Consider the following 11,929-nt stretch of genomic DNA (forward strand, 5'->3'; position numbering starts at 1 on the left):
GCAGCTCTAGATGTTTAACCCCGGCATCTGATGGGTTAAATCAAGAATGAATCTGTCTGGCCCGATTGCCCAGATTTTGCAGATGTATTCGTAGGGCGTGAAAGTCTCATCACATGCTGGATATTAAAGTTGTTGCGGATCAGTCTATTGTATGAGGCCTTTTCGACAGCCTTTGCCCACGCCACTTAGCGTGCCACGTGGCTAGACCATCGGGGATGCCCGCAAGCCCCTTAGGAAAAAACCTGAGGATCGACACAATTAGGACAGCTGTGACCAGGTAGCGTCCTGGCCCCAACGGGGTCATGATTTCGGTAAGAATGGCAAACACCAGTGCGCCAACCACCGGCCCCCACACAGTGGCGACGCCTCCCAGAAGAAGCATTGATAACGCGATGGTGAGAAATGAAAAACCAAACATGTCGGGTGAGGCCGCGCGCACATATTGCGCATAAATTGCCCCCGCTGCCCCCGGAAAGATAGCAGAAAAGGCGAATGTGGCGAGCCGCACCCTCGCAAGCGCGATACCTCGCGCGATGGCATAATCCTCGTTCTCGCGCAATGCCGCGACGCGCCACCCGAAGGGAGATCGGCGGAACCAACTTACCAGTAGGATGGTGAGGATCAACACGACCAAGGCCAGATAGTAATACCCCAAAGCCTGGTCCGAGCGAAAGGAATAGCCAAAGACCCGCAGCGGCGGAATCTGCACAAAACCAAAGTTGCCCCCGGTTAATGAACGTTGATTCAGGACGACTTGCAGGCAAAGTTGCCCAAAACCGAATGTGACGAGGATGACGTAAATTCCCTTTAATCGCAGCACAGGCAGGCAGACGATCAGGCTGGCAATAACCGACGCAGTGACGCCAATGGGAACACCCATCCAACTGGGAAAACCATAGGTTTTCGTCAGAATTCCAGTCGCATAGGCCGCAATGGCAAAGAAGGCCAAATGTGCAAAGTTGAACACGCCGCCGAAACCCAGCGAGATGTTCCACCCCGAAACCACAATCGCATAGAGTAGTGCGACGATGGACACATGCCTAATATAGCTGTCATTGGTGATCAGCGGCAGCACCGCCAGCAGCGCAAAGAACGTAAGTATGATAAGATTCTTGCGAGTCATTTTCGGCCCATGATCCCATTGGGCCGGATTACCAGAATGATAATAAACACGAGGAAGAGCGCGGCCTGCGTCCAGTAGGCCCCAAGAAAATAGGTTGAGGCGGCCTCACCAAAGCCCACGAGGTATGAGCCGATAATGGTGCCGGGTATTGAGCCGAGTCCTCCCAGTATTACCACGATCATCGCTTTGATCAAAGGCTCGCCGCCCAGCCCTGGTGTGATGAAGCGGATAGCACCCAGCATCACACCAGCGAACCCTGCAAGACCCGCCGCGATGGCAAATGCCACTGCATACATGGCGCGCGTGCGAATGCCCGACAGTTCGGCAAATTCACGGTTCTGCGCCACGGCCCGCACGGCAGATCCAACCCATGTAAAGCGCAAAAACGCCCACAGCCCTAGCATCAGGAGCGGTGCTAACACGATAATCGTCGCCTCATGTCCCGAGATCGCGGTGCCACCGACCGAGACATTGCCAGATACCACTTTCTCCAGTTGTTTGATCCGTGGCCCCCAGATCAGCAGGGCAGAGTTCTCCAAAAAGAACGCACCCGACAGCGTGGTCATAACCGTGATCAAAACAAGGTTAGGCTGGGTCAGGAATGGCACGATCAGCAGGCGATTTATCACCAACCCTAGTATCGCGGAAGTCGCGACAGCAATGACAATACCGGGTAGCAGTCCCCAACCCAGTGCAGCAGGATCCGAAACTGTCCACGCGACATAGGCACCGATCACCATAATCGCGCCATGCGCGAAGTTGAAGATACCCAGCGTATTCCACACAATAGCTAGCCCAGCCGCGATCAGGACATAGAGCGACGACAGCACCAAGCCTGACGCAAATATGGCGCGGGCCGCGCTGCCAATCTGGTCAATCCATTCCAAAATACATCTCCATGATCTTGCTGTGCTCTAAACTGCCAGAAACAAAGTCATTCCGCGTCAGCCCTTCTTCGACGAACACCTGCCGCGTGGTTAGTTTGCGTAGAAATTCAGGGTCTTGCTCGACGATAATCAGTTGCGTGCCCGAGGCGATAATTTCCCCGATGGCATCGCGCAACTCACCCTTCAGGCGCGGCGACAATCCCAGCGTCGGCTCATCAAGGATCAGCAGTTTAGGCTGCCCCATCAGTCCGCAACCGATCGAGACCATCTGACGCTCGCCCCCCGACAGGGTGCGACAGCGCTGCAATTTGCGCTCTTCAAGGCGTGGAAAAAGGGCAAATACTTGCTCCAGAGTGCTGCGCCACGCTTTGCGTGGACGGGGCGCGTAGGCTCCTAAATGCAGGTTCTCCAACACGGTCATATCCGGGAATAGATGGTTGCCCTGCGGCACATGCACGAGGCCCCTCGCCGCAATGGATGGGGTTGGCAGACGTGTGATGTCGTCGCCAAAAAAACGGACGGTGCCACGCCACACCGGAATCAACCCTGAGATCGCACGGAAAAGGGTGGTCTTGCCATGTCCGTTGGGACCGATAAGGCCAAGGGTATCGCCTATCCCGACTTGCAGATTTAGACCATGGAGGACCGGCTGGCGCCCATAGCCCGCGACAAGGCCCTCGACTTGCAGAATGTGGTTAGACATCGACGGCCGTACTTCCCAAATAGGCCTCAACAACTGCCGGGTCGCGCACCACATCGCGCGGATTGCCGCGTGCGAGAACCTCACCGTAATTCAGTACGATCAGCTGTTCTGACAATGCCAGAAGCAGAGAAATGACATGTTCGATCACAACGACGGCGATCCCTTTGGCGTTGATTAGCTTGATCAGCGCAATCATTGCCTTGACCTCGGGCTTGGACAGGCCCGCCGCAGGTTCGTCAAGCAGCAAAACCTTGGGCTGTCGGGCCAGAGCCGTTACGATCATCAGTTTCTTACGATTGAACACGCCGATCTCGCCCGAAGGTTGGTCCGCGTGATCCGCAAGGTCGAATTCGGCCAGCAGCGCCATCGCGACGTTCCGGCCCGCCCGGCGACCCGGTTGCGTCTCGGGCGGCATAGAAACGAGGACATTCTCGATCACCGAGAGGTCCCCAAAATCGGTTTCGGTCTGAAAGATGCGCACCAGCCCAGCACGGGCAATCTGATGGGCGCGCATCTTCTTCAGGCTTTGACCGTCCAGACGCACCTCACCCGCATCCGGGCCGGTGGGGATTTTGGTCAACATATTGAACAAGGTGCTTTTGCCCGATCCATTAGGTCCGGCCAGCCCCAGCACCTCGCCCTTCTCTAGGGAGAAAGAGACGCCACGGAGTGCCGAGAGCGCTCCGAAGCTTTTTGTCAGTCCGTCAACTTCAAGCAATGCCATGCCAAGTCCAATCAGATTGCTTTTCCGTGCCAGACTATGCGCTTACTTGGCCATCCATGGTGGTGTCTGGCTGTCGCCGGTGGCATACTCGCTGGGATAGATCGTAACACGGTTTCCATCCCAGATCTGGTAGAACTGGATCGGCAGATAGCCATCGCCCTGAATGGAGAGGTGGGTTTCTGGATCGAACTTTACCCGCCCGTGGACCATTTCCTTGTCAGTCTGCGCTAGTTCAGCGTTGATTGCAGCATAGTCCATCGGATCGTCAACCTTGCCCAGCAAATCGGCATAGAGATAAACCATCTCATACACGATGTAGCCGTAGATCGAGCTGTCATAGCCATACTCAGCCTTGTACTTGTCGCCAATTTCCTTGGTGCGCGGACGCACCTCGCCCGAAATTGGACCGCCCAGCATATTGTATAACACCCCGGTCGAATTTTCCTTGGTCAGGTCGACGAATTCTGGGACCGACGGCGCATATTGGATGAAAAGCAGCGAATCCGTCGGGTCTTCCATGAACTGGTTCATGAATGACGCAGCGTTGGACGACGACGCTTCGGTATTAATGATGACCGACGGCGGGTTCTGGCGGATTTGCGACAGCATTACGCGCCAGTCATTGATCTCGACCGGGGGAACAACGTCATCGAACGTCATGGTCCATCCGGCCGCGTCCATGGCCGTTTTGAGCCCCTCATAGATCGGCATGGAGTATGGATTGTCCGACCCAATGATGGCATAAGTCTTGTCGCCCGCATCGAAGGTACCGGCCTCGGTCATCGCGTCGATAACCTTAGGCAGCTCGGTCTGGTAGGCATCATAGGACGGTGCCAGTGACCACACGTTTTTATAAAAATCAGGGTCTTCCTGAATGATCGAGCGGTATTGGTTCGAGTTCGCGGCGACCATGTAGGGCACGCCGATTTCGGCGACATAATCCATCTCAAACCCCGACAACGATCCGAACGGTGTCACGATGGCCCCTAGATTGTCGGTGGATTTTAGACGCTCGACTGCGGATAGCACTGCATCCGGCGTCATTTCCTTTGTGTCAAACTTGTCCACCTCGAACATGTAGCCGTTGATGCCGCCTGCAGCGTTGATTTCCTTGGCGGCTAGTGCAGCCCCGTTATACCCCTCAACCGCGTCTGCGGCGAAGGGACCTGCAAACGCGCCAAGTACGCCCAAAGTAACCGTTTTATCCTGCGCCATGACGGGCCCAGAAAACGAGAACGCGACAGAAACCAATGCCGCAGTCACGATGGAACCGGATTTCTTGGTCATGGTCCATCTCCCCCTGAATGATCTGTTTCTAATTCAAATGACGGGAATCCAGACCCCGCCCATGGGATCTAAATCCAGCCTAAAAGCAGCATTGCGGTTCACACGCCACGCAACAATCTTTGTTTTGGGGATAGAGCGATACAAAACTGTTATGGGCGCTGAGTGCCGCGCATCCGGTCCGAAGCGACGAGACCGCGCACCAACTCGCCGGTCACGCCCGCAATAACCTCGGCGGCACGCGAGAGCGCCCAGTCCTTGCTGGAAGCCAGATAAACCTCTCGTGAAGGGGTCGGATTTCGAATCTCAGCAGCGCAAAGCGCGCCCGAGTGGCACTCTGCCTGAATTGCGCACCACGGTAGTACCGAATGACCATAGCCCGCGCCGACCAGTTTCTTAATCGCGTTCAGTGAGTCGAGTTCGGTCTTGACGTTCAAACGTAATCCATTGTCGCGCTGGTGACGATCCAGTACCTGCCGCAGCCCATGCGCCTGCCCAGTCACGACCAGCGGTAGTTCGTTTAGCGTATCCAGATCGACCGCATCGCGCCCCGCCGCAGGCCCGCCCGGCGCAGTGACGAAATAAAGCGGCTCGGTAAGGATATAGGTTAGATCGAAGGCGGCGCTTTCCTCAACATCGAACAGGATCGCTAAGTCCAACTGCCCCGACGCCAGCCATTCAGACAAATAACCCGAGTGGTTCTCATTGACGTTCAGCGTGATCGCCGGAAACCGTTTTTCTACCTCGGTCAGCAATGGCACGGCCAGTTCGATAGACACCGACGTCGGCAGACCAATCTGGACCAGCCCTGATGGCTGCGTAGAACAGTCCTGCACATCTCGCGTAGCGTGGGTCATCTGGCGCAGGATGATCTCGGCATGATGCATCAGCGTCTTGCCGCATTCGGTGGCAACCACCCCCCGCGTCGAGCGATCAAACAGCTTTACGCCCAGTTCGGCCTCCAGATTGGCGACGTGATGGCTTAGCGCGGGCTGCGCCACGTTCAACTCTACCGAGGCGCGTGAAAAGCTGCCACAGCGCCCGATGCTCAAAAAATAGCGTAGCTGGCGAACATCCATACCGAAACCTGACTGTTGGAATTGTATAGGCGCTAATCTTGGCACTCTGCGAAGGGGGCGACAATGGGCATGCCCATAACATTATCGTCTAGCGTTAGAGGAAGGTTGTTCTTTCGCCTACGCCGTGCGCGCTGCAAACCTAATGATGCCATAACCCCGGAGCGCGTAGTCTATCATGACAGACGTACCTAAACCACTGGACGGAATCCGCGTGCTCGATCTGGCCACGTTCATCGCAGCACCTATGGCGGCGGGCATCTTGGGCGAATTCGGCGCCGAGGTCATTAAAATCGAGCAGCCGAAGGTCGGCGACCCGCTACGCCGCTTTGGCGTGCCTGCGGACGAAATTGGAGCCACCTATTGCTGGCTAAGTGAAGCGCGCAACAAAAAATCGGTCACGCTGGACCTTCGCCAGCCTGAGGGTGCCGATATTTTCAAACAACTGGTCACTGAGGCAGATGTCGTTTGCGAGAATTTCCGCCCCGGAAAAATGGAGGAATGGGGGCTGGGCTGGGATACCCTTCACGCGATCAATCCCCGGCTCGTAATGCTACGGGTGTCGGGCTACGGTCAGACCGGCCCCAACGCCGCGCGCCCGGGTTTTGCACGCATTGCGCATGCGTTTGGCGGTCTCAGCCACTTGACAGGCGACGTGGACGGGCCGCCGTTGACGCCCGGTTCGACATCACTCGCCGACTATATTTCGGGCGTCTATGGCGCGCTTGGCATTTTGTTGGCATTGCGGGTCAGCGAACATGCGGGGGTTGGCCAGTATGTCGATCTGGCGCTTTATGAGCCAGTGCTGCGCATGCTGGACGATCTTATTCCAGCCTATGCTGCCAAGGGGATCGTGCGCGGGCGGCAGGGTCTTGGCACCTCTAACGCCTGCCCGCACGGACATTTTCGCACCTCTGACGGCTGGGTTGCTATCGCCTGTACGAACGACCGGATGTTCGAGCGGCTAGCACGCGCAATGCAGCAATCTGAACTGGCCATGCCAGAGCGTTTTGGCACGACGCCAGCGCGCCTCAATAACTCGGGCGAGGTGGACGCAATAGTGCAAGGTTGGACCTTGCGAATGACGACCGACAAACTGGTCGCCTACTGCGCTGAACGCGATGTGCCTTGCGCCGCTGTGAATACGGTCGAACAGATATTCGCCGATCCGCATATCGCTGCACGCCAGAACCTCGTTACTCTGGCGCATGATATTCTAGGGCCGGTCACAATCCCTGCGGTATTGCCACGCCTATCCGAAACGCCTGGAGTGGTTGGCACACTTGGCCCTGCCTTGGGTTCTTCCAACGAAGACATATATGCGGGGCTGTTGGGCATAGATGCTGAGCACATGACTGCGTTGAAGGAAAGTGGCGTCATATGACCGATTTTCATAACCTGACCGACGACAGCGGCCCTTCCCGAGCAGTTTGGGACGCGATCTTGTCACGGGGCCCGTCGCTATATGCCGAATACGCGCGACAGCCGGTCGGGGCGCACTCGCCTGACCTGCAATTTGTGTTGCAACACTTCCGCAAAGCCCCCTGTGCTGGTAAATTCGTGTTAGTGGCGCTGGAACCGCACAGACGGTGGGCGCTGGGCACATTGACTGGCACACGCGGCGATCCCGTGACTGTTCACGATGAAGTCACCTTCGACGACCTGGCCGAGGCCGAACGCTATGTATTTCGCCAACGCTGGATCAAGTTGACCGGCGTCGACCCGGCTAAGGAAACGTAATGCCCCTTTCCTATATCACCGGCTACACCGACCACGTCAGCCTGCTGCGCGGCGGGCGCCTAAAGATCATGGCGTCCTGCACATGCGCCGATCAGTTCGAGGCCGCATTGGTGCGTATGCGCTGCGGCGACCTGAATCCGGAGGGGCCGGGATTTTCCGAAACAGTCATCCCGTCAAAGTTTGACGGCAGCTACCCCGCGCGCGAACAGATCACCAATGCTGGGTCCTCCGTTCTGATCGACATGGCCGGATGCGAGTTTACCGATTTTACCGCCATGGCACATATCTGGCCGACGTCCCACGGCGACGAACAGGTCATCTTGTCCCGTACCGGACCGAATGGTGCGTTTCGCCTGTTTCTGTCGGATGGTTGCTTAGTGGCAGAAATCACCGGCCCCGGCGGCACGGCCCGCTTGGCGGGCCGCATGCCCTTGGTCACACGGCAATGGTATTTGGTCGCGATGACGTTTGGCGGTGGTAAACTGACGGTTGCACAAGAACCCTATTCGCGCAGCGGGGCGGGTGAACGCCCGATCATCGCGGAATGCCCAGTCGACTTTGACTGGATGTGCGACACTACAGCACCACTGTTGCTCGCAGCTCGGCGCATTTCAACTGACGGGGAAAAGCTGCGCACCGATTGCCACTTCAACGGTAAGGTCGAAAAGCCGCGGCTGGCTCGCAAAGCCCTCACGCGCCTAAGTATCGAAACATTGCGCCAAGCCGCCATTCCGCCAGACCTAAACGATGAGGTCATCGGTTTTTGGGATTTCTCCCGGGAGATCGATAGCGAAATCGTGCGCGATCTGTCCCGCAATGGGCATCACGGTAAAACCGTCAACCTGCCCGCGCGCGCCATGACCGGATCGAACTGGACTGGCGAAGAGGTGAAATGGGCCGTAGCCCCCGATCAATACGGCGCGATCCACTTCCACGACGATGATATCTACGACGCCGACTGGGGCGTAGATATTGACGCGCAGTTGCCAGATGATCTTCCCTCGGGCGCCTATGCCATCCGCGTGACGGCGGGCAACAAAGTGGAACGCCTCCCATTCTTTGTACGGCCCCGGCCCACAGACAAGCCCGCGCCGCTGCTCTATGTCGCGTCTACGGCGACATACTGGGCCTATGCCAACCTAAACCCGGTGCCGTTCCCTATCGCCGAACTGTTATCCAGCCGTCTCATTATCCTACACGAGGCAAACCGCCTGATCGACGAGCATCCCGAATGGGGGCCGTCGCTATATGATATCCATTCGGACGGCTCAGGCGTGTGCTATTCCTCGCGCTTTCGCCCAATCCTGAATTTCCGTCCAGGCTATATTTCGAGTTTTGGCGCGAATGGTTCAAATTTGCGCGAATACAACGCCGACACGCATATTCTGGATTGGCTGGAGGCCACAGGGCAAGACTACGACGTCGTCACCGACGAAGATCTGCACCGGGAAGGCTATCCCTTGCTGGCGCGCTATAAAGCAATCATGACAGGCACCCATCCCGAGTATTTTTCGGCCGAAATGTGGGATGGTGTCAAAAGCTATACCGACGGCGGCGGGCGCATGATGGTGATGGGCGGCAATGGATTCTACTGGCGCATCGCATTTCATCCGCGCCTGTCCGGCGTGATCGAGGTGCGCCGCTCTGGACCCGCGATACGCACATGGGAAACCCAGCCGGGCGAGGAATACCACGCCTTTGATGGCAAACTCGGCGGCCTCTGGCGCGCGCAAGGCAGGCCGCCGCAATCTATTGGCGGCGTCGGCTTCATTTCCGAGGGGTTCGATCTTTCCACCGGCTATCGGCGCACTGATGCAGGACGCGGGCGACGCACGGCCTTCGTTTTCGACGGGGTCGAAGGCGACTGGATCGGCGGGTTCGGATTGCAGGGCGGCGGCGCAGCAGGGGTCGAGATCGACCATGCCGACACCGCCCTTGGCACGCCTACGCATACAGTAATCCTGGCTTCGTCCGAAGGACATACAGAGGCATACCGCCTGGTGAACGAGGAAATGTCGATCACCGTGCCAACCGTCACCGCCCCTGCCGAGGCGCGAATTGCCGCCGACATGGTTTTCTTCGAGACGCGCGGCGGTGGGGCGGTGTTCAATACCGGCTCAATCGCGTGGGCGGGCAGCCTCAGCCATGATGACTATACCAACAACGTGTCACAAATCACTGGGAATGTGTTGCGGCGCTTTTTGGACCCGGCGCCGTTCCAAACGCCACAGGAGGACTAAGAATGTCGGAATTTCATGCCGTCGAAGCTGCACTATGGGACTATCTCGATGGCCTATATGAGGGGGACGTCGATCGACTGGCCCGCATTTTCCTGCCCGAAGCGCATCTTTATGCGGCCTCTGCCGATGGCGTGTCGAGCCTGCCGCGCGATGTCTGGCTGGACAAAGTCCGGGGGCGCAAATCGGCCAAGGACAGCGGATTCCCCTCGACCAACTGCGTTCACTGGATCGACGTGGCCGAGACGACGGCAACCGCGCGCGTCAGCTGCTCGCATCCACCCAACAGATTCACCGACACGCTAAGCCTACTGAAAATGTCGGACGGTTGGAAGGTCATCGCCAAGACCTATCACATGGCGCCGCTGGATTGAACCACAATGAGGACGACATCATGATCTTGGCCACCCTACCCGATCACATCACCGGCCTGCTGATCGATGGCGAATGGACCACGCCGCAATCAGGACAGTGGCTAGACATCATCGCCCCCGCTGAAGGCCAGCCATTTGGCCGTATCGCGGGCGCGGGGCGCATAGACGTTGACGCCGCCGTTGTCTCAGCCCGCCGGGCGCTCTCGGCTGACTGGGGCCGGTTGAGCGCCGTTGAGCGCGGGCGCCTTTTGTCGCGTGCGGGGCTGATTGTACAAGAGCGGGCCGAAGAGCTGGCCCAGCTTGAGGCACGCGACACCGGCAAACCTATCGCGCAGGCCCGTGCCGACCTAACCGCCTGCGCGCGCTATTTCGAATACTACGGCGGCGCGGCCGACAAGGTTCATGGTGACACGATCCCAGTCCAAAATGGCTATTTCGCCGCGACTGAAAATATTCCGCATGGAGTGACGGCACATGTTATCCCGTGGAATTACCCAGCCCAGATGTTTCCCCGCTCAATTGGACCGGCATTGGCGATGGGCAACGCTGTCGTGATGAAACCTGCCGAGGATGCGTGCGCCACCACCCTGGTGCTGGCCGATATCTTGCGCGAAGTGGGCTTTCCGGCCGGATCAGTCAACATGGTCACCGGTTTGGGCGCCGAGGCAGGCGCGGCCCTGTCCGAACATCCCGATATCAATTTCATCTCGTTCATCGGGTCTTCCGAAACCGGTGTGGCGATTCAGAGTGCCGCAGCCAAGACCCATATTGGCTGTACGCTGGAATTGGGCGGAAAATCTGCCCATATCGTCTTTGCCGATGCCGACCCCGCGCTCGTCATCCCTACCGTCGTAGCGGCCATTACTCAGCATGCAGGTCAAACCTGCTCAGCCGGATCGCGCCTTTTGATTGAGCGCGCGGCGATGAAAACGCTGCTGCCGCAAATCGTGGAGGCATTTTCAAAGGTTCGGGTTGTCATGCCGCATATGGAAGGTCAGTTGGGCCCGGTGATCAGCTCGCGTCAAAAAATGCGTGTCGAACAATATATCCAAATTGCGGACGAAACGGGCCTTCCGCTGTTGGCCAGCGGCCAAATGGACCCCGGGTTAAGCCCCGACGGCTATTTCATCCAGCCGCGCATGTACGGTCCTGTCCCTCGCGATCACCGTCTGGCAATCGAGGAAGTGTTTGGCCCGGTTCTGGCCGTGATTCCCTTTGACAACGAGGTGGACGCGGTCACCCTTGCCAACGCCAGCGACTACGGATTGGTCGCCGGTATCTGGACACGTGATGGCGCTCGCGCATTACGGGTCGGACGGCAAATGCAGGTCGGGCAGGTTTTCGTCAATTGCTTCGGCGCTGGCGGCGGGATTGAATTGCCCTTCGGCGGCATGAAAAAATCCGGCCATGGCCGTGAAAAGGGCTGGGAGGCATTGCGGGAATTCGCCGCAGTCCGCACCATTCTCGTACGCCACGACTGAGATCAACCTACTCGATTAGTTCACGTCTTTTCGAAGCAAAACCCAAAAATCGGTTCGGTTTGAGGTTTCAGAAGGCATTCGCGCTTCGGTAGCGAAGTGGTTGGAGGACCCGCTGATGGTCGGATATGAATATCTCTGGCCCGGACGGGTCCTCAAACGCCTTCATATTTCTACACGTCAGTATGCGCGCATCGTGCGGGACTAGGTCGCTTCAATCGCCTTGGAAGTGACAGCCTATGGCACTCACTCAATGCGACGGACGAAAGTCACTTTGAGGTGCCCCTAGATTTGTAGACGCTT

Annotated in this window: 11 protein-coding genes and 1 pseudogene; 6 read left to right on the top strand and 6 right to left on the bottom strand. The window is 57.7% G+C overall.

The annotated features are described in order from the left end of the window. Nucleotides 1-139 precede the first annotated feature (139 nt). The 6 genes from MK6180000_RS11920 to MK6180000_RS11945 all read right to left on the bottom strand — a co-directional run bounded on the left by MK6180000_RS11920 (nucleotide 140) and on the right by MK6180000_RS11945 (nucleotide 5,800). A complete protein-coding gene (locus tag MK6180000_RS11920; RefSeq protein WP_138934941.1) occupies nucleotides 140-1,123 on the bottom strand; it encodes a branched-chain amino acid ABC transporter permease in 984 nt (327 codons plus the stop codon). After that, nucleotides 1,120-2,010 (bottom strand): branched-chain amino acid ABC transporter permease, encoded by an 891-nt coding sequence (locus tag MK6180000_RS11925; RefSeq protein ID WP_171054609.1) that lies wholly within the window; start codon nucleotides 2,008-2,010, stop codon nucleotides 1,120-1,122. Before MK6180000_RS11925 ends, MK6180000_RS11920 begins: the two co-directional genes overlap by 4 nt. Next, the gene (locus MK6180000_RS11930; protein ID WP_138934943.1) at nucleotides 1,997-2,713 is read right to left on the bottom strand and encodes an ABC transporter ATP-binding protein; all 717 of its coding nucleotides are present in this window, start codon (nucleotides 2,711-2,713) and stop codon (nucleotides 1,997-1,999) included. Before MK6180000_RS11930 ends, MK6180000_RS11925 begins: the two co-directional genes overlap by 14 nt. Continuing rightward, on the bottom strand, nucleotides 2,706-3,437 hold the full coding sequence (locus MK6180000_RS11935) for an ABC transporter ATP-binding protein (RefSeq protein ID WP_138934944.1): 732 nt from the start codon (nucleotides 3,435-3,437) through the stop codon (nucleotides 2,706-2,708). The genes MK6180000_RS11930 and MK6180000_RS11935 overlap by 8 nt, the downstream gene beginning before the upstream one ends. A 42-nt stretch (nucleotides 3,438-3,479) precedes the next feature. After that, nucleotides 3,480-4,724 carry an ABC transporter substrate-binding protein gene (locus MK6180000_RS11940; RefSeq protein WP_138934945.1) on the bottom strand — a complete coding sequence of 415 codons (1,245 nt, stop codon included), beginning with the start codon at nucleotides 4,722-4,724 and terminating at the stop codon, nucleotides 3,480-3,482. Between the two features lie 149 nt (nucleotides 4,725-4,873). Beyond that, nucleotides 4,874-5,800: a LysR family transcriptional regulator gene (locus MK6180000_RS11945; protein ID WP_138934946.1), complete on the bottom strand. Its 927-nt coding sequence runs from the start codon at nucleotides 5,798-5,800 to the stop codon at nucleotides 4,874-4,876. A gap of 175 nt (nucleotides 5,801-5,975) precedes the next feature. Between MK6180000_RS11945 and MK6180000_RS11950 the strand changes: the two genes are divergently transcribed. The 6 genes and pseudogenes from MK6180000_RS11950 to MK6180000_RS20665 form a co-directional block, all read left to right on the top strand. Further along, nucleotides 5,976-7,181, top strand: a complete 1,206-nt coding sequence (locus MK6180000_RS11950; RefSeq protein WP_138934947.1) for a CaiB/BaiF CoA transferase family protein — start codon at nucleotides 5,976-5,978, stop codon at nucleotides 7,179-7,181. Continuing rightward, the gene (locus MK6180000_RS11955) at nucleotides 7,178-7,537 is read left to right on the top strand and encodes a N,N-dimethylformamidase alpha subunit family protein (RefSeq protein WP_138934948.1); all 360 of its coding nucleotides are present in this window, start codon (nucleotides 7,178-7,180) and stop codon (nucleotides 7,535-7,537) included. Before MK6180000_RS11950 ends, MK6180000_RS11955 begins: the two co-directional genes overlap by 4 nt. Continuing rightward, nucleotides 7,537-9,777, top strand: a complete 2,241-nt coding sequence (locus tag MK6180000_RS11960) for a N,N-dimethylformamidase beta subunit family domain-containing protein (RefSeq protein ID WP_138934949.1) — start codon at nucleotides 7,537-7,539, stop codon at nucleotides 9,775-9,777. The genes MK6180000_RS11955 and MK6180000_RS11960 overlap by 1 nt, the downstream gene beginning before the upstream one ends. Nucleotides 9,778-9,779: 2 nt before the next feature. Beyond that, nucleotides 9,780-10,148, top strand: a complete 369-nt coding sequence (locus MK6180000_RS11965; RefSeq protein WP_138934950.1) for a nuclear transport factor 2 family protein — start codon at nucleotides 9,780-9,782, stop codon at nucleotides 10,146-10,148. 20 nt (nucleotides 10,149-10,168) lie between these two features. Then, complete coding sequence (locus MK6180000_RS11970) at nucleotides 10,169-11,629, top strand: aldehyde dehydrogenase family protein (protein WP_138934951.1); 1,461 nt, start codon at nucleotides 10,169-10,171, stop codon at nucleotides 11,627-11,629. A 31-nt stretch (nucleotides 11,630-11,660) separates the two neighbouring features. Then, nucleotides 11,661-11,915 (top strand): annotated as a pseudogene (locus MK6180000_RS20665) (site-specific integrase); the annotation flags it as partial. Nucleotides 11,916-11,929 lie beyond the last annotated feature (14 nt).

The sequence above is a fragment of the Roseovarius arcticus genome, assembly GCF_006125015.1.
GTDB classification, from domain to species: domain Bacteria; phylum Pseudomonadota; class Alphaproteobacteria; order Rhodobacterales; family Rhodobacteraceae; genus Roseovarius; species Roseovarius arcticus.